21 protein-coding genes are annotated in these 24,131 nt (G+C 55.5%); 9 read left to right on the top strand and 12 right to left on the bottom strand.

The window, feature by feature from the left end; translation table 11 throughout:
* Positions 1-70: 70 nt before the first annotated feature.
* From minE to minC, 3 genes are read right to left on the bottom strand one after another with little or no spacing between them, the layout of a single operon-like run.
* Entirely contained in the window at positions 71-337 is a 267-nt protein-coding gene (gene minE, locus L463_RS06015; protein ID WP_003859937.1) for a cell division topological specificity factor MinE, read from the bottom strand.
* Between the two features lie 3 nt (positions 338-340).
* On the bottom strand, positions 341-1,153 hold the full coding sequence (minD, locus tag L463_RS06020; protein ID WP_003859938.1) for a septum site-determining protein MinD: 813 nt from the start codon (positions 1,151-1,153) through the stop codon (positions 341-343).
* Between the two features lie 22 nt (positions 1,154-1,175).
* The gene (gene minC / locus L463_RS06025) at positions 1,176-1,883 is read right to left on the bottom strand and encodes a septum site-determining protein MinC (protein WP_017384318.1); all 708 of its coding nucleotides are present in this window, start codon (positions 1,881-1,883) and stop codon (positions 1,176-1,178) included.
* A gap of 123 nt (positions 1,884-2,006) precedes the next feature.
* Between minC and L463_RS06030 the strand changes: the two genes are divergently transcribed.
* The 3 genes from L463_RS06030 to L463_RS06040 all read left to right on the top strand — a co-directional run bounded on the left by L463_RS06030 (position 2,007) and on the right by L463_RS06040 (position 3,523).
* Complete coding sequence (locus L463_RS06030) at positions 2,007-2,282, top strand: YcgL domain-containing protein (protein ID WP_006810982.1); 276 nt, start codon at positions 2,007-2,009, stop codon at positions 2,280-2,282.
* 47 nt (positions 2,283-2,329) lie between these two features.
* Positions 2,330-2,989 carry a fumarylacetoacetate hydrolase family protein gene (locus L463_RS06035; RefSeq protein ID WP_015570313.1) on the top strand — a complete coding sequence of 220 codons (660 nt, stop codon included), beginning with the start codon at positions 2,330-2,332 and terminating at the stop codon, positions 2,987-2,989.
* A 93-nt stretch (positions 2,990-3,082) separates the two neighbouring features.
* Positions 3,083-3,523, top strand: coding sequence for a YcgN family cysteine cluster protein (locus tag L463_RS06040; protein ID WP_015570314.1), 441 nt, complete (start codon positions 3,083-3,085; stop codon positions 3,521-3,523).
* 99 nt (positions 3,524-3,622) lie between these two features.
* Here the strand turns inward: L463_RS06040 and dsbB are convergent, their stop codons facing one another.
* Together dsbB and nhaB are read right to left on the bottom strand one after the other, a co-directional pair.
* The gene (dsbB, locus tag L463_RS06045; protein ID WP_017693268.1) at positions 3,623-4,153 is read right to left on the bottom strand and encodes a disulfide bond formation protein DsbB; all 531 of its coding nucleotides are present in this window, start codon (positions 4,151-4,153) and stop codon (positions 3,623-3,625) included.
* A gap of 46 nt (positions 4,154-4,199) precedes the next feature.
* Positions 4,200-5,738 carry a Na(+)/H(+) antiporter NhaB gene (gene nhaB / locus L463_RS06050; protein ID WP_017693269.1) on the bottom strand — a complete coding sequence of 513 codons (1,539 nt, stop codon included), beginning with the start codon at positions 5,736-5,738 and terminating at the stop codon, positions 4,200-4,202.
* A 201-nt stretch (positions 5,739-5,939) separates the two neighbouring features.
* Between nhaB and fadR the strand changes: the two genes are divergently transcribed.
* On the top strand, positions 5,940-6,659 hold the full coding sequence (fadR, locus tag L463_RS06055; protein ID WP_015570315.1) for a fatty acid metabolism transcriptional regulator FadR: 720 nt from the start codon (positions 5,940-5,942) through the stop codon (positions 6,657-6,659).
* A gap of 114 nt (positions 6,660-6,773) precedes the next feature.
* Here fadR and L463_RS06060 read toward each other — a convergent pair whose 3' ends face one another.
* A complete protein-coding gene (locus L463_RS06060; RefSeq protein ID WP_017384314.1) occupies positions 6,774-8,306 on the bottom strand; it encodes a SpoVR family protein in 1,533 nt (510 codons plus the stop codon).
* A gap of 321 nt (positions 8,307-8,627) precedes the next feature.
* On the opposite strand from L463_RS06060, the gene L463_RS06065 reads away from it, so the two are divergent.
* Together L463_RS06065 and dadX are read left to right on the top strand one after the other, a co-directional pair.
* Entirely contained in the window at positions 8,628-9,926 is a 1,299-nt protein-coding gene (locus L463_RS06065; RefSeq protein WP_015570317.1) for a D-amino acid dehydrogenase, read from the top strand.
* 9 nt (positions 9,927-9,935) lie between these two features.
* Positions 9,936-11,006, top strand: a complete 1,071-nt coding sequence (gene dadX, locus L463_RS06070) for a catabolic alanine racemase DadX (protein WP_023296789.1) — start codon at positions 9,936-9,938, stop codon at positions 11,004-11,006.
* Positions 11,007-11,102: 96 nt separating this feature from the next.
* Here the strand turns inward: dadX and L463_RS06075 are convergent, their stop codons facing one another.
* Positions 11,103-12,836, bottom strand: coding sequence for a potassium/proton antiporter (locus tag L463_RS06075; protein ID WP_023296788.1), 1,734 nt, complete (start codon positions 12,834-12,836; stop codon positions 11,103-11,105).
* A gap of 97 nt (positions 12,837-12,933) precedes the next feature.
* Positions 12,934-13,848: a muramoyltetrapeptide carboxypeptidase gene (ldcA, locus tag L463_RS06080; protein ID WP_023296787.1), complete on the bottom strand. Its 915-nt coding sequence runs from the start codon at positions 13,846-13,848 to the stop codon at positions 12,934-12,936.
* 107 nt (positions 13,849-13,955) lie between these two features.
* Here ldcA and emtA point away from each other — a divergent pair, with 107 nt between their 5' ends.
* Positions 13,956-14,567 carry a membrane-bound lytic murein transglycosylase EmtA gene (emtA, locus tag L463_RS06085; protein ID WP_017384310.1) on the top strand — a complete coding sequence of 204 codons (612 nt, stop codon included), beginning with the start codon at positions 13,956-13,958 and terminating at the stop codon, positions 14,565-14,567.
* Positions 14,568-14,604: 37 nt separating this feature from the next.
* Here the strand turns inward: emtA and L463_RS06090 are convergent, their stop codons facing one another.
* Positions 14,605-15,336 (bottom strand): flagellar brake protein YcgR, encoded by a 732-nt coding sequence (locus tag L463_RS06090; RefSeq protein ID WP_017384309.1) that lies wholly within the window; start codon positions 15,334-15,336, stop codon positions 14,605-14,607.
* 160 nt (positions 15,337-15,496) lie between these two features.
* Here L463_RS06090 and L463_RS06095 point away from each other — a divergent pair, with 160 nt between their 5' ends.
* On the top strand, positions 15,497-17,599 hold the full coding sequence (locus tag L463_RS06095) for a TonB-dependent siderophore receptor (protein ID WP_023296785.1): 2,103 nt from the start codon (positions 15,497-15,499) through the stop codon (positions 17,597-17,599).
* Positions 17,600-17,689: 90 nt separating this feature from the next.
* Here the strand turns inward: L463_RS06095 and L463_RS06100 are convergent, their stop codons facing one another.
* Positions 17,690-19,372 carry an alpha,alpha-trehalase gene (locus L463_RS06100; RefSeq protein WP_032103575.1) on the bottom strand — a complete coding sequence of 561 codons (1,683 nt, stop codon included), beginning with the start codon at positions 19,370-19,372 and terminating at the stop codon, positions 17,690-17,692.
* A gap of 437 nt (positions 19,373-19,809) precedes the next feature.
* Here L463_RS06100 and L463_RS06105 point away from each other — a divergent pair, with 437 nt between their 5' ends.
* The gene (locus tag L463_RS06105) at positions 19,810-21,147 is read left to right on the top strand and encodes a carbohydrate porin (RefSeq protein ID WP_023296783.1); all 1,338 of its coding nucleotides are present in this window, start codon (positions 19,810-19,812) and stop codon (positions 21,145-21,147) included.
* Positions 21,148-21,234: 87 nt separating this feature from the next.
* Here L463_RS06105 and gap read toward each other — a convergent pair whose 3' ends face one another.
* Positions 21,235-22,245, bottom strand: coding sequence for a type I glyceraldehyde-3-phosphate dehydrogenase (gene gap / locus L463_RS06110; protein WP_015570325.1), 1,011 nt, complete (start codon positions 22,243-22,245; stop codon positions 21,235-21,237).
* A gap of 78 nt (positions 22,246-22,323) precedes the next feature.
* Positions 22,324-23,304: a GlxA family transcriptional regulator gene (locus tag L463_RS06115; RefSeq protein ID WP_015570326.1), complete on the bottom strand. Its 981-nt coding sequence runs from the start codon at positions 23,302-23,304 to the stop codon at positions 22,324-22,326.
* Positions 23,305-24,131 lie beyond the last annotated feature (827 nt).

Genomic DNA, 24,131 nt, shown 5'->3' with positions numbered 1-24,131 from the left:
TAAGCGCAGCGCCACCGGGGAAATTGCCGGGCGGCGCGATGCTTACCCGGCCTACAAAACCACAAACGGATTAACGCGACTCTTCCGCTTCCGGAAGCGTCACGTTCAGCTCCAGAATCGAAATATCCCCGTCTTTTTGCTCCAGCTGAACGGTGACCATTTCCGGGTCAATCTGCACGTATTTGCAGATCACTTCCAGAATGTCTTTGCGCAACTGCGGCAGGTAGTGCGGTTCGGCGTCGCTACGACGACGTTCCGCCACAATGATTTGCAGACGTTCTTTTGCGATGTTGGCGGTGCTTTTTTTCCGCGAGAGAAAAAAGTCCAGTAATGCCATAACTTATCCTCCGAACAGGCGTTTGAGGAAACCTTTCTTCTCTTCTTCAATGAAGCGGAAAGGACGTTCTTCTCCCAGCAGACGGTCAACGGTATCCGCATACGCTTTACCTGCGTCTGCCTGTGTATCCAGGATCACGGGCTCGCCCTGGTTAGAGGCGCGCAACACGGACTGATCTTCCGGGATCACGCCAACCAGTTTGATGCGCAGGATCTCCAGCACGTCTTCCATGCTCAGCATGTCACCTTTGTTCACCCGGCCCGGGTTGTAGCGGGTCAGCAGCAGGTGCTCTTTGATTGGCTCCTGGCCATTTTCCGCGCGACGGGATTTCGAGGCCAGAATGCCGAGAATACGGTCGGAGTCACGTACTGACGAGACTTCCGGGTTGGTGGTGATGATGGCTTCATCCGCGAAGTAGAGCGCCATCAAAGCCCCGGTTTCGATACCGGCCGGGGAGTCGCAGACCACGAAGTCGAACTCCATCTTTTTCAGATCGTCGAGCACCTTTTCCACGCCTTCGCGGGTCAGGGCGTCTTTATCACGGGTCTGGGACGCCGGAAGAATGTAGAGGTTCTCGGTACGCTTATCTTTAATCAGCGCCTGGTTAAGGGTGGCATCGCCCTGAATGACGTTCACGAAGTCATACACCACGCGACGCTCGCAACCCATGATCAGGTCCAGGTTACGCAGACCGATATCGAAGTCGATTACGACGGTTTTCTTTCCCTTCTGGGCCAAACCAGTAGCGATGGCCGCGCTGGAGGTGGTCTTGCCAACGCCTCCTTTACCCGAAGTCACAACAATAATGCGTGCCATAGAAATTCCTTGTTAAAAGGGATCAATTTAACGGTTGAACGGTCAAAGCGTTATCTGCCAGTTGCAGACGGGCCGCTTTGCCATAAAATTCGGCTGGGATTTTATCGCTCAGCCAATATTCACCTGCGATAGACACCAGTTCTGCCGTCAGGTGAGTACAAAAAATTTGTGCTTCTCGATCGCCGCTGGCACCCGCAAGCGCACGCCCACGCATCATACCGTAAACGTGAATATTGCCATCTGCAATCAGTTCAGCGCCCGCACTGACGTGGCTTGTAACAATCAGATCACAGTTTGGCGCATAAATGCGCTGACCGGAACGAACCGGCAGATCAATCAATCGCGTTTTTGTGACTGGGGCTACATTTTGCGCCGGAGGCGGGGGAGCGGGAACGGTTGCAGGCGTTGCACGTGGGGCTTTTTCTTTGCCCTCGTTCAACAAGGGCAAACCCGCGCGTTCAATTTCGGCTTTTAACTCTGCGTCTTTGCAGCCGCTAATGCCCACGATGCGCAACCCCGTGGAGGCGACGGCCTGCTGGAGCCGCTTCCAGTTAACCGGCCCCTCAAGGTCGCTTACATTGACGACAACAGGAGCATGCTTAAGGAAAGCGGGAGCCTGCGCGATTTTGTCTTCTAACGCCTGACGAATAACCTCGGGTTTTGCATCATGCAAATGAACCACTGATAAGGTGAAGCTACTGCCTTTAAGCTCGATGGGCGTATTTGACATCCTGGCCTTACTCAATTTGCTATTAACCGCAACACATCGCCGCGATATTCCGAAGAGTATCAGGCATGTTATAGTCAGGAGTATATTGAGGCAAGCAACCACCCGTTAATTCAGAGTAAAAACATGTTTTGTGTGATCTACAGAAGTACCAGCCGCGACCAGACCTACCTTTATGTCGAAAAGAAAGACGATTTTTCCCGCGTGCCTGAAGAATTAATGAAAAGCTTTGGCCGACCGCAGCTGGCGATGCTGCTGCCGCTGGACGGCCGTAAGAAGCTGGTGAACGCCGATCTGGAGAAAGTCAAAAAGGCGTTAACCGAGCAGGGCTATTATTTACAGCTTCCGCCGCCACCGGAGAATTTATTAAAACAGCATCTTGAGGTGAGCGGAAAGAAATAAGCCCGGGTCCTTCCGGGAACAACTCATCAACCGATTAGGGGTCGACCATGTATCAACATCATAACTGGCAAGGTGCATTACTGGATTATCCCGTCAGCAAAGTGGTCTGCGTGGGCAGCAACTATGCAAAACATATTCAGGAGATGGGCAGCGCCGTGCCGGAAGAGCCGGTTCTGTTTATTAAGCCAGAAACCGCACTGTGCGATATTCGCCAGCCGCTGGTTCTGCCGCAGGGACTGGGCTCGGTGCACCATGAAGTGGAGCTGGCGGTGCTGATCGGCGCGACGCTGCGCCAGGCAACCGAAGAGCATGTAGAGAAAGCGATTGCGGGTTACGGTGTCGCGCTCGACCTCACGCTGCGCGACGTCCAGGGCAAAATGAAGAAAGCGGGGCAGCCGTGGGAAAAAGCGAAGGGTTTTGATAATTCATGCCCGATTTCCGGTTTCGTTCCGGTGAGTGAATTTACCGACGATCCGCAGAACACGCCCCTCAGCCTGAAGGTCAATGGCGAGATCCGCCAGCAGGGAACGACCGCTGACATGATCCATAAGATTGTTCCGCTGATTGCCTACATGAGCCGCTTCTTCACCCTGAAACCCGGCGACGTGATCCTCACCGGCACCCCGGAAGGTGTGGGGCCGCTGCACAGTGGCGACGAGCTGGACGTCAGTTTTAACGGCCTGTCGCTGAAAACCCGCGTGCTGTAAAAGCACCTTGCCGCCTGAAAAGGGCGGCAAAACTTGCATCAACGTGCCAGACTCGTTATAAGGTGCGCTCTATTTTGACGTGTGGACATCCCGATGAACGACATTCCTTTCTGGCAAAGCAAAACTCTCGACGACATGACCGACGCGGAGTGGGAATCGTTGTGTGACGGCTGCGGGCAGTGCTGCCTGCATAAGCTGATGGATGAAGATTCAGACGAGATCTATTTCACCAACGTAGCCTGCAAGCAGTTAAACATCAAAACCTGCCAGTGCCGCAACTATGAGCGCCGTTTCGAATATGAGCCGGACTGCATCAAGTTAACCCGTGAAAATCTGCCGACCTTTGAGTGGCTGCCGCATACCTGCGCGTATCGCCTGCTGGCGGAAGGAAAGGATCTGCCCACATGGCATCCGCTGTTGACGGGGTCGAAAGCGGCGATGCACGGTGAACGTATTTCCGTGCGCCACATTGCGGTGAAAGAGTCCGAGGTGCGCGACTGGGAAGACCACATTATGAATCACCCTAATCGGTGATAACAAAAAACCCGCCGAGGCGGGTTTTTTATTGTGCGCAATTTTGTCGGGTGGCGCTGCGCTTACCCGACCAACAAAACTGACGTTGCCGTTTTGCTTTTACCTTCCAAAAAGATCGCGTTTCTTTGGTTTGAACGGCTGGGCAATCAGCACCAGCAGTGCCACCACAAAGTAGGCGACAAAAATGCCCACCAGCCACTGCGGCATCTCCAGCGTCAGGAACTCCCACTGGCGTACAGAGCAGTCACCGGAGGCCACAAACACCTGCGGCAGCCATTTATCCAGCGGCAGCCAGCTCGGGAAGCGGGCGGCAAAATCACAGGTCATAAACGGCGACGGGTGAAGCTGCATCTGGGTGTGCTCCCAGGCAAGCGCAATCCCTTTCCCGGCGCTGTATAGCCAGATGGCAATTGCCGCATAGCGTAACGGTGATTTAGGTGCAATCGCACCTACCAGACCCGCGCCCATAATGCCGAATAGCGCACAACGCTCATAAATACACAGTACGCAAGGTTTCAGCCCCATCACATGCTGAAACCACAGCGCGACCATTTCCAGCGCAAAGGCGGTCAGGGCCATCAACAACCACGCTCCGCGACCGCGTGAGCACTGGTTCAAAAATCGCAACATAATCATTTCCCTGGAACATGCTTAGACAGCGCAGTGTAAACGAATTTTAATGCGCCGCAAGTATACCTGCTTGCAATAACCATTGCGTACAGGGAACGAGAGTAATTTTGATGCACAGCAAACCAACCAGGGTAAGCACCAGCGTATACGGCAGCGCCATCCAGACCATTCTTCCATAAGAAAGTCGTATGAGTGGTGCCAGCGCCGAGGTCAGCAGGAAGAGGAATGCCGCCTGACCGTTCGGGGTTGCCACGGAGGGGAGGTTGGTTCCGGTGTTGATCGCCACCGCCAGCAGCTCGAACTGTTCACTGCTGACAATCCCTTGCTCCATCGCGGCTTTGGCCTCATTGATGTATACCGTCCCGACAAAGACGTTATCGGATATAGAGGACAACAGACCGTTAAACAAATAGAACAGCGTTAGCTGCGAATCTGGCGTAGCCTGAAGCACAAACGCGATGATCGGCGCGAACAGATGTTGGTCAATAATCACCGCCACGACCGCGAAAAACACCGCCAGCAGGGCGGTAAACGGCAGCGCTTCGGTAAAGGCTTTTCCGATAGCATGTTCGTCCGTAACGCCGCCCAGGCTGGTTGCAAGGATAATTACCGACAGGCCAATCAGCCCCACCTCGGCAAGGTGGAAGGCCAGCGCAGCGATAAGCCACACGCCGATGAAACCCTGTGCAATCAGGCGCAGCGTCTCCTGGCGCGTGCGTTGTTTGCGGCTCTGCTCGTCAAACTTATGCAGCTCCTGGCGGACCTGATCGGGCAACTTCGCGCCATACCCAAAGAGGTTGAATTTTTCGACCAGCACACAGGTGGCTAACCCGCAGACCAGCACGGGCACGCTGACGGGCGCCATGCGCAGGAAAAATTCGCCAAAATGCCACTCAGCCGCTTTGGCGATAATCAGGTTTTGCGGCTCCCCGACCATGGTCATCACGCCGCCCAGCGCCGTCCCCACGCCCGCATGCATCATCAGGCTGCGCAGAAACGCGCGGAACTGTTCCAGCACATCGCGGTTGTGCGCCTCAACGTGACTGTCGTCCTGCAAGTTATCGCCAGGACGAGACGAGGCCACCCGGTGGTAAATCCCGTAAAAGCCGACGGCGACGCTGATCACCACCGCAACGACCGTCAGCGCATCCAGGAAGGCAGAGAGGAAGGCCGCGGCGAGGCAAAACGCCAGCGAAAGCAGCGTTTTCGACGGAATGCTCAGCAGCAAACGGGTGAAGATAAACAGCAGAAGCTGCTTCATAAAGTAGATCCCCGCCACCATGAAGATCAGCAGCAGCAGGACTTCAAGATTCGACGCTATCTCGTTTTTAACATGCTCCGCGCTGGTCATTCCAATGACCACGGCTTCCAGCGCCAGCAGCCCGCCGGGCAACAGCGGATAGCACTTCAGCGCCATCGCCAGGGTAAAGATAAACTCGGCGACCAACATCCACCCGGCAACGAAGGGATCCAGCAAAAAGATAACGGGATTAACGACCAGGAATACCAGTAAAGTAAGTTTGTACCAGTCAGGTGACTGACCTAAAAAGTTGCGCCACAGCGCGCGCCCAAATGAAATTTCCACGACAGACGTCCTTTACCCGTCAAATAAGACAAGACATCAGTATACGCAAAAATGGCGGCAGAGCGGGGGATTAAGCCATTTGTAAATTTCATAAAAATGAAACGGCGATCCCTCTTTTCTGTCTCTGCTGCGCTATCTGCCTCTGCGCGCCTCTGGTATGATGAGTGCAATTTGCTAAAGCTGTGTAATGGAAATCTCACTATGGTCATTAAGGCGCAGAGCCCGGCGGGTTTCGCGGAAGAGTACATCATTGAAAGCATCTGGAATAATCGTTTCCCTGCGGGATCAATTCTACCTGCTGAACGCGAACTCTCTGAACTGATTGGCGTCACCCGTACCACGCTGCGAGAAGTGCTCCAGCGTCTGGCGCGCGATGGCTGGTTGACGATACAGCATGGCAAACCCACTAAGGTGAACAACTTCTGGGAAACGTCCGGGCTGAACATTCTGGAAACGCTGGCGCGTCTCGACCACGAAAGCGTACCGCAGCTGATTGATAATCTGCTTTCCGTGCGCACCAACATCGCCACCATTTTCATCCGCACCGCGTTTCGTCAGCATCCTGAAGATGCGCTGAAAGTGCTTGCCACCGCTAATGAGGTGGAAGACCACGCGGATGCCTTTGCGACCCTTGATTACAACGTGTTCCGCGGTCTGGCGTTTGCTTCCGGCAATCCGGTTTACGGTCTGATCCTGAATGGAATGAAAGGGTTATATACGCGCATTGGTCGTCACTACTTTGCTAACCCTGAAGCCCGCAGCCTGGCGCTCGGCTTCTACCATAAACTGAGCAAACTCTGCACCGAAGGGCTGCACGATCAGGTCTATGAAACGGTGCGTCGTTACGGCCACGACTCCGGTGAAATCTGGCACCGGATGCAGAAAACGCTGCCGGGTGATTTAGCGATTCAGAGCCGCTGAAATAAAAAACCTCTCGATTGAGAGGTTTTTTTTCGCCGGGTGGCGGCTTCGCCTGACCCGGCCTACAGGTCCCGTAGGCCCGGTAAGCGTAGCGCCACCGGGCAAAAAATCCCACTACAGCGTATTCAACCGCGCCGGACACCGGTCCAGCAGCTCCACGCTGCCATCTTCGTTCTGCTGCTCCAGCAACACGTCAAATCCCCACAGGCGATGCACATGCTTCAGCACTTCCTTACGCCCCTTATCCAGCGGCGCGCGGTTGTGCGGAATATAGCGCAACGTCAGGGAGCGGTCGCCGCGCAGATCCACGTTCCAGACCTGAATGTTCGGTTCAAGATTACTCAGGTTGTACTGGGATGACAGGCGCGAGCGGATCTCGCGATAACCCTCTTCGTTGTGGATCGCGGAGATCTCCAGGTAGTTGTTGCGGTCATCATCCAGTACGGTGAAGAAGCGGAAATCACGCATGATCTTCGGCGACATGAACTGGCTGATAAAGCTCTCATCCTTAAAATCACGCATCGCGAAGTGCAGCGTTTCCAGCCAGTCGGAACCGGCAATATCCGGGAACCAGTATTTGTCCTCTTCGGTGGGCGACTGACAAATACGCTTGATATCCTGGAACATGGCAAAGCCGAGCGCGTACGGGTTAATGCCGCTGTACCACGGGCTGTTATATGCCGGCTGGAATACCACGTTGGTGTGGCTGTGCAGAAACTCCATCATAAACCGCTCGGTGACTTTTCCTTCGTCGTACAGGTGGTTAAGAATGGTGTAGTGCCAGAAGGTCGCCCAGCCTTCGTTCATCACCTGGGTCTGCTTCTGCGGATAGAAATACTGGCTCACCTTGCGCACGATGCGCAGGATCTCACGCTGCCACGGCTCCAGCAGTGGGGCGTTTTTCTCCATAAAGTAGAGCAGGTTTTCCTGCGGCTCGGAAGGGTAGCGACGCGCCTCGGCGACGGTTTTCTCCTCTTCACGTTTCGGCAGGGTGCGCCACAGCATATTCACCTGGCTTTGCAGATACTCCTCGCGGCTCTTCTGCCGGGCTTTCTCTTCCTGCAATGAGATCTTCTGCGGACGCTTATAACGATCAACGCCGTAGTTCATCAGCGCGTGGCAGGAGTCCAGCAGCTTCTCCACCTCGTCCACGCCGTAGCGCTCTTCGCAGTCGGTAATGTATTTGCGGGCGAAGATCAGGTAATCGACGATGGAGCTGGCGTCCGTCCAGCTGCGGAACAGATAGTTATTTTTGAAGAACGAGTTATGTCCATAGCAGGCGTGCGCCATCACCAGCGCCTGCATGGTAATGGTGTTCTCCTCCATCAGATAGGCAATACACGGGTTAGAGTTAATGACGATTTCATACGCCAGTCCCTGCTGCCCGTGCTTATACAGCCGCTCTGTTTCAATGAATTTTTTGCCAAACGACCAGTGCGGATAGTTAATTGGCATCCCGACGCTGGAGTAAGCGTCCATCATCTGTTCCGAGGTGATGACTTCAATCTGATGGGGGTAGGTATCCAGACGATAGAGTTTGGCCACCCGGTCGATCTCCGCCAGGTAGACATCCAGCAACTCGAAGGTCCAGTCGGGTCCATCGCTCAGACGGGTGCTGTCCCTGGACATGGAATCTAGTGTAGCCATTAGCGCGCCCTCGTTGTTGGTCGCTCTCTCTGACTGGAGAGCCTCCTTTCAAGCATAGATCACCCCATTCAAATACGCGGGGCGCAGAAATTTTTTCTTTGCGATTTCGCGTTTTCGATACGGCAAATAAAGCGGTGCTCACAGAATTTTCTACTGGTTAAAAAAAACGCGCAGCAGGAGATCCCAAATAAGCGCCATCCCCTGATACAGCGGGATATGTGAGTTGAGTCACCATAAAAAAGTCATATGTTGAATAATATTTTCAACTAGGTTATCAATCTGTAATTAGATGATTGTTCTTTTGCTCATAATGGAGTGGCTATGCGTGTTGTCATACTGGGAAGTGGTGTCGTTGGCGTAACCAGCGCCTGGTATTTGAGTCAGGCGGGACATGAGGTTACCGTTATCGATCGCGAATCCGGTCCGGCGCTGGAAACCAGTGCGGCGAATGCGGGGCAAATCTCTCCGGGCTACGCTGCGCCGTGGGCGGCCCCGGGCGTTCCGCTGAAGGCGATCAAATGGATGTTTCAGCGACATGCGCCCCTGGCGATCAGCCTTGACGGCACGCAGTTCCAGCTTAAGTGGATGTGGCAGATGCTGCGCAACTGCGACACCCGCCACTATATGGAAAACAAGGGGCGTATGGTGCGGCTGGCGGAATACAGCCGCGACTGCCTGAAGGCGCTGCGTGCCTCAACGGGCATCGAATATGAAGGGCGTCAGGGCGGCACGCTTCAGCTGTTCCGTACCGCGCAACAGTACGAAAACGCGACCCGCGATATCGCCGTGCTTGAAGATGCTGGCGTACCGTATCAGCTGCTGGAAGCCAGCCAGCTGGCGCAGGTGGAGCCAGCGCTTGCCGAGGTCGCGCACAAGCTGACGGGCGGTCTGCGTTTACCGAACGATGAAACCGGCGACTGCCAGCTTTTCACCCAGCGTCTGGCGCGCATGTGTGAGCAGGCCGGGGTGAAATTCCGCTTCAATACTTCTGTCGACAAACTGCTGTCGGAAGGGGAGAAGATTTACGGCGTGAAGTGTGGGGAAGAGGTAATTAAAGCCGATGCCTACGTGATGGCGTTTGGCTCCTACTCAACCGCGATGCTGAAAGGGATCCTGGATATCCCGGTCTATCCGCTGAAAGGCTACTCCCTGACCATCCCGGTGAAAGAGGACAGCGGCGCGCCGGTCTCGACCATTCTTGATGAAACCTACAAAATCGCCATCACCCGCTTCGATAACCGGATCCGCGTCGGCGGCATGGCGGAAATCGTGGGCTTCAATACCGAGCTGCTCAAACCGCGTCGTGAAACGCTGGAGATGGTCGTGGGCGATCTCTTCCCGCGCGGCGGCTTCATTGAGCAGGCGACGTTCTGGACCGGCCTGCGCCCAATGACCCCGGACGGCACGCCGATTGTGGGCCGTACGCCATATAAAAATCTGTGGACCAACACCGGCCACGGCACGCTTGGCTGGACCATGGCCTGCGGTTCGGGCCAGCTGCTGAGCGACCTGATCTCCGGAAGGACGCCGGCAATTCCGTTTGACGATTTGAGCGCCGCACGCTATCAATCAGGGTTTACCCCATCGCGTCCACAACACCTGCACGGCGCGCATAATTAAGGAGTCGTCATGTCCCGTCCTATTCTGGCCCAGCTGGATTTGCAGGCGCTGAAGGATAACCTGCAAATTGTTCGCCGTGCTGCGCCGGGTTCTCGTGTCTGGTCGGTGGTGAAAGCCAACGCCTACGGTCATGGTATCGACCGTATCTGGAGTGCGCTCGGCGGCACCGATGGTTTTGCCTTGCTGAATCTGGAAGAGGCCATCCTGCTGCGCGAGCGCGGCTGGAAAGGACCGATCCTGCTGCTGGAAGGATTCTTTCATGCGCAGGATCTGCCTCTGCTGGATAAGTACCGCCTGACGACCAGCGTTCACAGTAACTGGCAGATCAAGGCCATCCAGGACGCGAAGCTGCATGCCCCGCTGGATATCTATCTCAAAGTGAACAGCGGGATGAACCGTCTGGGCTTCCAGCCTGAACGGGTGCATACGGTCTGGCAGCAGCTTCGTGCGCTGAAAAACGTCGGTGAGATGACGCTGATGGCGCACTTCGCCGATGCGGAAAAGCCGGACGGCATTGCCGATGCCATGGTCCGCATTGAGCAGGCGGCAGAAGGTCTGGACTGTCCGCGCTCGCTGTCGAACTCAGCGGCAACGCTCTGGCATCCCGAGGCGCACTACAACTGGGTGCGTCCAGGGATCGTTCTGTACGGCGCGTCACCCTCAGGTCAGTGGCAGGATATTGCCAACAGCGGCCTGAAGCCGGTGATGACGTTACGAAGCGAGATTATCGGCGTGCAAACCCTGAAAGCGGGCGATACGGTGGGCTATGGCAGCCGCTATCGGGCAGCAGGTGAACAGCGCATCGGTATCGTGGCGGGGGGCTATGCAGATGGTTATCCGCGCATCGCCCCAAGTGGCACGCCGGTGTGGGTCGATGGCGTGCGCACCGGCACGGTAGGTACCGTCTCCATGGACATGCTGGCCATCGATTTGACGCCGTGTCCCCAGGCGGGGATCGGGTCACCGGTTGAGCTGTGGGGCAACGAGGTTAAAATTGATGATGTGGCCGCTGCGGCGGGCACAGTCGGGTATGAGCTGATGTGCGCGCTGGCGTCAAGAGTGCCTGTTGTGACGGTGTAACTTGTGTGTGTGCCGGGTGGCGCTAACGCTTACCCGGCCTACATTCGGGGTTTTGTAGGCCGGGTAAGGCGAAACCGCCACCCGGCAAAAAAGCAGCTACTCCGCCTCCTCCTCCATCGGCCTTACGCCGACTTTGCGCACCGCGTTATCTTCTTTCTCCGCTACCGTCCAGATCATCCCGGCAAACTCCACCTGGTCACCGACGACCGGCGCAGCTCCTAATAATTGCTGAATAATCTCACCCAGGGTTTGCTGGTTATCTCGATTCTCCAGTCCACCTTCCAGGCCATAAATCAGCGCCACATCCGCAAAGCGGGCGCTGGCTTCGAGGATAAAATCGCCGAAGAAACGCTGATCCAGCGCCACCGGAGGCGACTGGCTGAACAGCTTGCCGAGGGCCGGCAGGTCGCGCTCGCGGCCAATCACGCAGAGGATATCGTTCTCACGCAGCCGCGTGCTGCCGGTCGGGTGAAGCAGGGCGTTATCCCGGAACAGGGCGGCAATGCGCGTTTCAGCGGGCATATGCAGATCGCGCAGGGACGCGCCCACGCACCACTTATCGGCGCTTAGCTGGTAGACAAACTGTTCCCAGGGATTCTCAGGGTGAATATCCAGCCCCACGCGGGAGACCGGCCAGCCAATGGGCGGTACCACCACTTTGGCTTTTTTCGCCGCCCAGCCCAGCGACGTCCCCTGGAATAGCAGCGACACCAGCACTACGAAGAAGGCGACGTTGAAGAACAGACGGGCGTTGTCCAGCCCGGCCATCATAGGGAACACTGCCAGAATAATCGGCACCGCGCCGCGCAGCCCCACCCAACTGATAAATATCCGCTCACGCAGGTTAAACCCGCGGAACGGCAGCAGCCCGGCAAACACCGACAGCGGACGGGCGAAGAAGATCATCCAGGCCGACAAAAGCAGCGCCGGTACGGCGATAGGCAGCAGGTCCGACGGCGTCACCAGCAGGCCCAGCACCAGGAACATGGCGATCTGCGCCAGCCAGGCCAGACCGTCGAAGTTCTGCAAGATGGCGTGACGGTTGCGAATCGGTCGGTTGCCCAACAGGAAACCGCAAAGGTAAACCGCCAGAATACCGCTGCCGTCCAGCGCGGTGGTGACGGCAAAGATCAGGATCCCACCGCTCAGGGCCAGCAGCGGGTAAAGGCCGGAAGGCAGCGTAATACGGTTAATCGTATGCTGTAACAGGTAACCGCCGCCGAGACCAATGATAATCCCGAGCCCAAACTGCTGGAGGATGTGCCAGGCGAACATCCAGCTCAGGCCGGTTTCGTGCTGCTGGATCATCTCAATCAGGGTAATGGTCAGGAACACCGCCATCGGATCGTTACTGCCGGATTCAATCTCAAGCGTGGAGCCAACGCGTTCGTTCAGCCCCTTGCCGCCGAGCAGCGAGAAAACCGCCGCCGCATCGGTAGAGCCGACAATCGCGCCAATCAGCAGGCCTTCCATTATATCGAGGTTAAACAGCCAGGCCGCCATCATGCCGGTCAGGCCGGAGGTGATCAGCACGCCGAGGGTCGCCAGAGACAGCGCCGGGCCTAAGGCAACGCGAAACGAACTTGCCTGGGTGCGCATTCCGCCGTCCAGCAGAATCACCGCCAGCGCGAGGTTACTCACCATATAGGCGAAAGGGTAATTATCGAAGGGGATACCGCCGATACCGTCGATCCCGGCAAGCATGCCGATAGCCAGGAAAATGACAAGAATAGGTATGCCAAGACGCGATGAAAATGAACTTAATAAAATGCTAAAGGTTACCAGGATGGAACCCAGAATGAAAAGACTGATTATCGCTGTGGCACCCAATGTCGTCTTACTCCCACCTCAATGTGAACGCTGTTATTAAAACCCTAACATAATAACAACGTTAACTGCGTTTTATTGAGGGGGAATAACGGCTTTTTTATGCCTTTAAGACCGGATGACCGCTGATTGTTAACCGACTGCCTGAATTATCGTGTACAAGGTGCGCCTGGGCACCCAGCGGCAGGGTAACGGTTTGCTGCTCATGGCCGAAATCCAGACCGGCGATCACCGGGATATCCAGCCGGGAACGAATGAAATCAATCATCGTCTCCAGGGAATAGCCCGCATCGTAATCGTTGGGGGCTGAACCACTAAAACTGCCCAGCACAATGGCCGACTGCCGATCCAGGATCCCGGCGTGATACAGCTGCAACAGCATACGTTCGACGCGGAACGGGTGTTCGTTGATATCTTCCAGCACCAGTATGCCGTCCGCGATCTGCGGCAGCCACGGCGTTCCAATCAGCGACACCAGCATCGCGAGGTTGCCGCCCCACAGCTGTCCTTCACATTCCCAGTGCGGTCCATTGCCTTGCCACTCGACGGTGAACGTCGGGTTTTGCAGGGCGCGCCAGAAATGGTCCTGCGTAAACGCATCCAGCTCCGGCGCACCAAAGTTGCCGGCCAGCATCGGGCCGCTAAAGGTAATGACGTTATGCAACGCAAGCAGGCCGAGCTGGATCGCCGTGAAATCGCTGTGTCCGCAGATTAACAGCGGATCCTGCTGCTGGCGCGCGGCCAGCCCGGCCCAGTCGATGCTCTCCAGCAGCCGGCTTGCGCCATAGCCGCCGCGCACGGCCAGCACAATAGTGTTTTCACCTTCCAGCGTCGCCAGGCTGTTGATATCGCTCAGTCTCTGCGCCTCCGTACCGGCAAAACGCTGCATACGGCGGGGGATAATATTCTGATTTTCTACCTGATGGCCCATTTCCAGCAGGCGCTGAACGCCCCGCTGTGCCGCCTCCTGGTTGATGCAGTAGCCTGACGGTGCGATGAGATGAAACTGAGGCATGGCAATTCCTTGCTGAATGAGAATCTAATTGTCTATATCATGCCGCTTATACGCCGCCTGCTTCAAGGGGCGACGTACCGCGATGACCGGCTATAAGGATAGATGACGTGAAATTGAGATGGTTTGCTTTTTTGATTGTGCTGCTCGCTGGCTGTAGTTCAAAACATGATTATCAAAATCCCCCCTGGAACCCTGAAGTGCCGGTAAAGCGGGCCATGCAGTGGATGCCGATCAGCGAACAAGCCGGGAAGGCCTGGGGCGTGAGCCCGCGTCTGATCACGGCGATCATTGCCGTGGAGTCCGGCGGCAACCCGACGCTGGTGAGTAAATCGAATGCGGTGGGGCTGATGCAGTTAAAAGCCTCGACGGCGGGAAGAGAGGTCTATCGCTACATGGGCTGGAAGGGACAGCCATCCACCAGCGAGCTGAAAAACCCGGAACGTAATATCTCTATGGGAACCGCTTACCTGAGCATTCTCGAGCATGGCATTCTGAAGGGGATTGACGATCCGGAAGTGATGCAATATGCGCTGGTGGTGTCGTACGTTAACGGAGCCGGCGCGCTGCTCCGAACCTTCTCATCCGATCGCAAAGAGGCGATAGAAGAGATTAACGATATGGATAAAGATGAATTCTTCGAGCACGTTGTGAAGAATCATCCGTCAGCACAGGCTCCACGTTATATCTGGAAAGTACAGAAAGCGATGGACGCCATGTAACGCCTTTGTCGGGCGGCAGCATGCTGCCCGACGCCTTTCAGCGCACTTTGTTCGCGCGTTCCCGCGCTTCACGCTCCAGTGAGAAGATGATGCGCTGTAGTTCGCGTTCGGCGCCTGGCCCGACATTCAGAAAGCGAAAGCTCAGTCGCGGCGTGGTAATGGTTTCGTTTTTGCTGTCCACCACCTTACGCTCGCTGATGGCAATCAGCTGGGCGTCAAACCAGAAGCGTCCCCATCCGCCCATATCCAGCTCAATCTGACTAAAACGCATGCCTTCCACCAGTCCTTCCGGCTTCGGCGTATCCATTAACGCGCCCATCCCGCCCAGTGACAGGTCGAAGAGACGAAAGCGGATCTCTTTTTTGTCCGGCATTTTTGCCTTACAGAAATAGGCCGGGTGAAGCGGGGCGCTGATGCGAAAAAACTCGCGGCGTTGCACGAACCAGAGGTTAGCGGGCAGGGGAGCGATAAACGCAGGCAAACCCTGGTACGCGATCGTGGTCAGGCGGGGCAGTATAAACTCGACTTTAGCCCCCTGCGTTTCGGCCATCACCGAGAGGTTTTCTGCCTGGAGCGCGGCACGGTTTTCTTCGCTCTGGCTACCCAGATCCACGATCAGGTGTTCTGCCGTCACGTCCAGGATCTTGCTGATAAACTGGCTGGTTGACCAGTTGATGCGCAGCGGCACCTCGCCCTTTTTCAGGTCGCGTAACACCCCTAATACAGCCAGCGGATTTTGTTTCAGGAACTGCTCACTGTAGCTACTCACGCCAGATGGCTCCTCGATAGATGACAGACTGTCTCTGGGTTATCGGCACGCTGGCATGAAACTTAATACAAACGATCTGTTTTTCTCCGCCGATATTGATTTGCTAATGGAAATGATAATAATTGGCGTTCCCAATACCATCTAATAACAAGACGACACTATGAGCACCTCACGTTTTGCGTTATGCGCGTTGGCAGGCGCCGTCACGCTGGCGTTGCAAACACAGGCTTTTGCAGAAGAACCCACCATCGTGGTGACCGGTACAGAGCAGGGCAGCGCGCTCCCTGCCTGGACCAACAGCGCCACGAAATCAGCCGTCGCGGAAAGTAAAACGCCGCAGGTGATCAACACCATTGCCGCTAAAGAGATTGAGCAGCGGCACGCCAGTTCGGTAAACGAGATCCTGCGCTATGCGCCGGGCGTTTCCACGGAGGTGCGCGGGAGCACCTCTTACATGAGCGAGTACAAAATCCGCGGGTTCAACGTCGAGCAGGAGTTCTACAACGGCCTGCAACTTCCCTATAACGTCACCGGGAACACTAAAGCGCGAATCGATCCGCTGCTGATTGAGAGCGTCGATATTCTGAAGGGGCCGTCATCCGTGCTGTATGGCGGCGGCTCCCCGGGCGGGCTGGTCAATATTCAGAGTAAAAAGCCGCAGAAAGAGGCGAAAACAGAACTGGGCTTTAACACCGGAAACCGCAATCTGAAAGAGGGGTACCTGGATTCCACGGGGCAGATTGCGACCAGCGACTGGAACTATCGCCTGCTGGGTAAAGCGACAGAGAGTGACGAACAGGCGCACACCACGCGCTATGAAAACTATCTGGTGGCCCCCTCCGTGACCTGGCAGCCGGATGACAAAACGCGCCTGACCATTGACGCGCTGGCGCAAAATACGCCGAGCCTGACGCCGTCTGATCCGATGCCGCTAAGCTATCTACGGTCTAAATACGCCGATCGTCGTGACTATGCCGGGGATGAGTGGAGCGGCTTTAAGCAGCGTCAGTGGATGCTGGGCTACAGCTTTGAACATGAGTTTGACAGTGGCTGGGGCTTTAGCCAGAAAGCGCGCTACTTTGACGTGGACACCCACCAGCGCAGCGCCTATTCAACCGGGACGGGCAGCGAGGTCTACCAGCTTAACCGCTTCGCCTATACCACGGATGAAGATTTACAGAGCTTCAACATTGATAACCAGGTCACCCGAACCGTCGCGCTGGGGGACTGGAAACATCATCTGCTGGTGGGCTTTGACTACCAGAAGCTGAACTCTCACTTCCATTATCGTTACGCCTCGTCCACACCGGGTATCGATATGCGTAATCCGGATCACTCGCAGATCGATAACGATGCGCTGGGGCTTGAAACCGCGCAGAAAAACCGTCTCAGCTATCAGCAGAATGGCTATTACCTCCAGGATCAGATTGCGTTTGGCGGGCTGAACGTGCTGGCCAGCCTGCGCTATGACGACTACCGTTCTGTCACCACCAACTATCTGCAAAACGGTGACAAAGCATGGGTATCGCAGGATCGCCTCACTAAGCGACTGGGCGCGCTTTATGCCTTCGACAATGGTCTCTCGCCGTTTATCAGCTATTCGGAAGGGTTCGCCCCGGTATCGCCGCAGGGCACGCTGACCGCGAAAGACGTTAAGCCCACCACCAGCAAGCAGGTGGAGGGTGGGGTGAAATACCTGCTGGCGGAATACGCAACCACCTTCACCGCCTCGGTGTTTAACATTCGTCAGAAAAATGTGGTGACCAGCGATCCGGGCTTCCTCAACTATCGCCAGACCGGGGAAGTGGAATCGAAAGGTGCGGAGCTTTCCGCTATGAGTCGTCCAACGGATAACCTGACGCTGATTGCCAACTATGCCTACACCCACGCCATCAATACCGAAGATGACAAGTACCAGGGCAAACGACCGACGCAGGTCCCTGAGAACGCCTTTAATCTGTGGGGAGATTACACCTTTGACAGCACGCCGCTGAGAGGGTTAACGCTGGGGGCAGGGGCACGCTACACCGGGCCGATGGAGATCTCGCCAGCCAACGACGCAGGCAAGCTGGGCGGTACGACGCAATACGATCTGGCGGCGTCTTACCGCATGGGCGAGCTGGCGCCATCGCTGGAGGGGCTGACGTTGAAAGCGAGCGCGCAGAACGTCACCAACAAAGAGACGCTCACCTGCTATGACGCGACCAACTGCTGGATAGGCCGCGACCGCACGTTCCAGGTCGGGGCGAGTTACAGCTTCTGAAAAAAGCCCGGTGGCGCTTCGCTACCGGGCCAATCTATTGCACGGAACCATCCCCTCGCCCCACCGGGGAGAGGGTCAGGGTGAGGGGCGCTACTGCGCCGCCTGTTTCGCAGGTGCAACATCATCGTTTGCCGCAGGCTGATTCTCCGGTACGCTGTCGCACGGCTTCTCTTTCGGACAGACCATGTCCAGCATCCTGAGCGTCACGCCGTTACTCCAGCCGAAACCGTCCTGCAACGGATACTCACCGCCGCCACCGCCGGTACCGGTCGAAGAGACATCGTACTTCTCAACCAGTTTCTTCTCGCGATCGTAGGTATGCTGAACGTTTTTCAGGAAACGCCAGGTTACGTCCATCGCCACTTTCTGCTGACCATAGTTCTGCAACCCTTCCACCGCTACCCACTGCAACGGCGCCCAGCCGTTCGGCGCATCCCACTGCTGCCCGCTGTTGATGGTGGTGGTAGAAATACCGCCCGGTTTCAGCAGGCGTGACGACGCGGCTGCGGCCACTTTATCGGCGCGATCCTGTGATGTGGCCTTCACATACAGCGGGAAGAGGGCTGCGGCCGTCAGCTGATTACGCACCTTCCCGGTTTTCAGATCGTAATCCGCATACCAGCCCTCTTTATCGTTCCACAGGTGGCTTTCCATGGCTTTCTGACGTGCGGAGGCCAGCGCGTCATATTTACTTGCACTGGCGTTATCGCCGTCTTCCTGACTGGCGCGGGCCAGCAGTTTTTCCATCTTAAACATCAGCGCATTCAGATCCACCGGCACGATGCTGGTGGTGCGGATGGTACCCAGCTTCTGTGGATCGTCCATCCAGCGGGAGCTGAAATCCCAGCCCGAGGCCGCGGCAGAGCGCAGATCGCGGTAAATCTCGGTGGCCGGACGGTTAGGGTTATTTTTGGCGGTGGTCACGTCATCCAGCCACGACTCAGGGCGCGGCGTGTCCCGATCGTCCCAGTAGCGGTTGAGGATCGAGCCGTCATCCAGCTTCACCACGCGTTTGTTCGCCTGACCAGGCTGGAGCCCATCAGCCCCCTCCATCCAGTACGCGTACTCTTTCTCCATCTGCGGACGGTATTTCTTCAACGCGTCGCTGTCATGCGTGGCCAGCAATTCCACCATCAGCGAGAAGAACGGCGGCTGAGAGCGGCTCAGGTAGTAGCTGCGGTTACCGTTAGGGATATGGCCCCAGGTATCAAGCTCGTAAGCGAAGTTGTCCACCATGTCGCCGATCTTATCCCAGTGGCCGCTCTCGGCCAGCCCCAGCATGGTGAAATAGCTGTCCCAGTAATAGACTTCGCGGAAGCGTCCTCCAGGCACGACATAGGGCTTTGGCAGGGGCAGGAGGGAGTCCCATTTGTTCGCTTTGTCAGTGGTGCGGGTCAGTACAGGCCACAGATCGTCTATGTGTTCGCGCAGGCTCTGGCCTTCAGGGGGAACGTATTTCTCACCTTCCTTCGGCAGGATAAAGTTCATCTCTACGAAGTGGCGCAGGTCAAAACCGGACTGGGTATGCTGCATCCGGTAATCCGCCAGGATGGTTAGCGGGTCGCTTTTGGGAACGGCATCCGCGAAGGTTTTCTGATCCGGGAACAGTTTGGCGCTCTGTACTTCATTAAAGAGGGGGCCAAGGAGAATATCAGGTGAGCTTTGCTGGCTCGTTGGCTGGTCTTCAGCATAACCAAATGCGGTAACACCGAGTAGGGCGCCTGCCAACGTAAGGTGTAACAAGCCAGGGCGTAGCATTCGAGTTTTTATCATCGGTTCATCTCCATTCGTCGCTGGGCAGCGTCACCGCTGTCGTCAATCACCTGAAAACCTTAGACGAATATTGCCCGCTTCGCGTGTTAGATATCCCATTTTGCGCATTACCAGACAATTTACCGCCGCGCCCGGACGTGAGAAGCGCGCCGAAAACTATTTACTCGGGGAATGTTTTTTGGGGAATGATTTTAATTAAATATCCTGTCAGGGCACACTATAAATATTGACCAGGCTTATGGGTTGCAACCTTTTTTAATTCTGTGAACGGGGTTGTGTTTCTTTATTACATTCCGCGAATAACTTTCCGTGAAGGTCACACAAAGTAAAAAACATAACCGACATAACAAAAAACATAATAGCCTGCCGAAAAACATTTAGACGAAATAGAGTGGCCCATCACTTCGGGTATTCACTTTTATTTCAGGATGGATTCTATGCAATTAAAAAAAATGGTTGTCCTCGTGGGGGCACTCTGTTCTGGCTCTCTTTTTGCGGCACAAAGCGCGACGAGCGTAGATGAAAAACTGGCGCAACTGGAGGCGCAAATCGAGGCGTTGAAACAACAGCAGGCGGCCAGTCAGCAGGCTGCTCCCGTGGTCGTCCAGTCAGAAGAGCCCGTCAATAAAGACGCACCACCGAAGCTGACGCTTTCGGGCTTTGGAGATATAAAATTTTATGGCGATGTGGAATTTAATATGGATGCTGCCAGCAAAACCGGCAGTCTGACTTCTGTTAAGCAAAGTGCTAATAGCGACTGGGCACCGGGAGATAAAGAACGGTGGGATATTAATGGTCGTATTTTGCTGGGGTTTGATGGTTATCGAAAAATGGATAACGGCCATTTTTCCGGATTTTCTGTACAACCACTGGGCGATTTGGCAGGGCAAATGTACCTTGATGATGCGGTATTTTTCTTTGGCGCAGAAAACGACTGGGAAATTAAAGTTGGACGTTTTGAAGCCTACGATATGTTCCCGCTCAACCAGGATACCTTTGTTGAATACTCAGGCAATACAGCGGACGATCTTTATAGCGACGGCTATGGTTACATTTATATGCTGAAAGAGGGGCGTGGCCGTACCGACAGCGGCGGTAACTTCCTGGTGAGTAAAACGCTGGATAACTGGTATTTCGAGCTGAATACGCTGTTCAAAGACGGCAGCGATCTGTACGTCGACCAGCGCTACCATGGCGCGGAACTGGAAAATGATAAGAACGTCGCCTATGTCCGGCCAGTTATTTCGTGGCAGGACGGCCCGTTCTCAACGGCCGTCGCCATGGAAACCAATCTGGTCAACAATGCTTATGGCTATCGGGATGACGCGGGTCGTTGGGTCGATCAGTCTGACCGCACCGGTTACGGATTCACCATGACCTGGGATGGTCTGAAAGCCGATCCTGAGGATGGCATAGTCGTGAATCTCAACACAGCGTATCTTGACGCCGCAGACGAAACGGACTTCACCTCCGGCGTCAATGCCCTGTGGCGTAACGCTGAGCTGGGCTATATTTATGCGCATAACGAAATCGACGAATTTAACACTTCAACCTTTGACGCAGAGTGTGAGAATGATTGCTGGATCACCGATCCGGGTGAGTATGATATTCACACTGTCCATGCGTCGTACCTTATTCCCAACGTAATGAAGATGAAGAACTTTAACATTTACCTGGGCGCCTACGCTTCGTGGGTGAACGCGTCGCCGAAAAAGGGAAGCGATAAGAACGACGATCGTTATGGCGGTCGTGTGCGGTTTAAATATTATTTCTGAAGAGTGTCATGATGCCCCCCTGTTAGCAGGCAGAGGGGCCATTTTGCAGGCCGGGTATGCGCAAGCGTCACCCGGCAATACGATCGGCTACAACCCTTTCTTATCCATCAGCACCGCCAGATCCACCAGACGGTTCGAGAAGCCCCATTCGTTGTCATACCACGACAGGATCTTCACCATATTCCCGCCAATCACCAGCGTTGAAAGCCCGTCGATGATGGATGAGCGCGGGTCGCCCTGATAATCACGGGAGACCAGCGGTTCATCGCTGTAGCCCAGGATGCCTTTCAGCGGCCCGCTGGCGGCAGCCTGACGGAACGCGTCATTCACCTCTTCGGCGGTCACGTTGCGGCTCAGCGTCACCGTCAGATCGACAATCGACACCACCGGAACCGGCACGCGCAGAGAATACCCGGTGAGTTTACCGTCAAGCTCGGGGATCACTTTCCCGAGCGCTTTTGCCGCGCCGCTGGAGTAAGGCACAATGGATAATGCTGCCGCGCGCGCGCCGCGCAGATCTTTTTCCGGCTGGTCATGCAGCGCCTGGCTGTTGGTGTAGGCATGCGTGGTGTTCATCAGCCCGTGCTCAATGCCAAACTGCTGGTGCAGCACCTGCGCCGCTGGCGCCAGACCATTAGTGGTGCAACTCCCGTTGCTGACCACAAAATGCTGGGCCGGATCGTACAGCGTGTGGTTCACACCCATCACCACCGTCAGATCATCATTTTTAGCCGGGGCGGAAATAATGACGCGTTTTGCGCCGCCGCTCGTGATATGCACCGCCGCTTTTTCACGTTCGGTGAAGAAGCCGGTGGCTTCAATTACCACCTCAACGCCTGCGTCTTTCCACGCAATGTTTGCCGGGTCGCGTTCACTGAATACGGTGATGCGTTGCCCGTCAACCTGTAGCGCGCCGTCCGCCGCTTCCACAGGCACCGGCAGCGTGCCGAGCAGAGAGTCATATTTCAGCAGATGGGCGAGGGTTTTACTGTCCGTCAGATCGTTAATGGCCACAATCTGGAGATCCGGGTTGCCCAGCGCCGCGCGCAGGACATTACGTCCGATACGGCCGAAACCGTTAATACCGACCTTAACCATGATGCACTCCTTATCTGTGTTGTCTGGAGTTACTGTAGGCGTCAGGTCGTATGGCGTAAATGACAAAAAAGGATCATATTACGCCATTCTACGGCAGTGGAAGCGCTGGCGGTATTCGCCCGGCGTAAGATGAAGCTGCTTTTCAAAAACGCGGCGCAGGTTGATGCTGGTACCAAACCCGCTTTTTTCGGCAATGACCTCAAGCGGATCCTGGGTCTGCTCCAGAAGCTGTCGGGCGGCGGCCAGACGCGCTTCGGTGACATAACGGGCCGGAGGCACGCCCACGTCACGCGTAAACACGCGGGTGAAATTGCGCGGGCTCATGGCGACCCGTTCGGCCAGCCTTTCGACGCACAAATCTGCGGTGAGGTTTTGCAGGATCCAGCTTTGCAGTTCGCTGACTGGTCCGGTCGCGCCGGACTGCTCCAGATTATAGCGGCTGAACTGTAGCTGGCCGCCAGGCCGACGCAGGTACATCACCATATCCTGCGCCACATTGCGGGCGAGGGTGAAGCCGTAATCATCCTCCACCAGCGCCAGCGTCAGGTCAAACCCGGAGCTGACGCCGCCCGACGTCCAGACGGGGCCATCCTGAACATAGAGCGGGCCGCCCTCAACGTTGACCGCAGGATAGCGGGTTTTCAGGGTTTCCAGCAGCCGCCAGTGGGTCGTTGCCCGGCGCCCGTCGAGCAGTCCGGCCTGTGCCAGCAGCAGGGCCCCGCCGCAGACAGAGGCGACGCGGCGCGCATGCGGCGCGGCCAGGTGCAGCCAGTCCACCACGGCGGTGCTCTCCAGCTCATTCATGCCGCGGCCGGTAATGATGATCGTGTCCAGCGGCTCGCGCGGATCAAGCTCCGGCAGGCGATAGTCCGCCAGCAGGTTCAAGCCGGACTGGCCGTGGATCACCAGATGAGGCTGGGTGGTGGCGATAATGATGCGGTAGCGGGGCTGCGCAAGGCCGTCCGGGTGCAGCCGGTTGGCCTGCATCAGAATGTCGGCGATACCGGCGGCCTCAAACAACATGCCACCATCAGGAACGATAATCAGGATCTTCTTCATGTCCTGAAAAGTACCTTTATCACAAAATAAGTCAAGCGGAAGGCGAACATTGTAGAAGAGACAAATGAGGCGTGCCGGGTGAAAGAGTAGAACGGCAGATGTTGGGAAGAAGTAAAAGAAATATGTAGTAACGGTAAAACTTCTTGCGTGAGGTTCACTGTCAGCGCCGCTGAACCCCCCAGTTTATGGGCTGCAAGGGAGCGCGCTGAACGATGAGAGAGCAAAAAGATGTAGCCGGGCTTAATTGTTTAGGTGCAAAAAATAACCCCAAAGGGGAATTTTGCTCAGGTTATTTCGGATCGCGAAATTAAATTTCTGCCATTTTCTTAGCCGCCATTTGTTTATGCGGGACGCTCGTGCACAATAAAAGTTATCTTCTGAATGCAACAATGAAAATATCCCAGATATATCCCGCAGCGCACAGAAAAAATTAAATTCTACTAATTATGGTAGTGGAGATAATAAGGGGTTACGTTAATGATAGTGGTTCTCTTTTTCCTGTTTAGCCATTAATTTTCATAGAGTTATGCTCGAAATCTGTCTAAGAAAAAGACGATTTTACCTAAGTGCGCATTTTTTATGAGATTAATCCTATAATGCATTGGGCGTATCATTAAACGCCATTAAGCAGGTGGGAAATATTGAATTGATGACAAGCTCATGTAAACTTGTCTACCGTTTGTCAAAATATGTCAGGAGCATGCTGGGCCCATTTCTGTCGGGTTCGTGCGGTAGCTATGCCTTAAAATAGTTACCTGCTGAAAATATTCCGACTATTTTAACAATAGCACCTAAGTCAAATTTTATCCCCTCTCTTCATCCTCTAA

Origin of the sequence: Enterobacter sp. BIDMC 27 (assembly GCF_000534415.1) — a bacterium.
Classification (GTDB): domain Bacteria; phylum Pseudomonadota; class Gammaproteobacteria; order Enterobacterales; family Enterobacteriaceae; genus Enterobacter; species Enterobacter hormaechei_C.
This window is presented reverse-complemented; position numbering and strand designations above follow the sequence as displayed.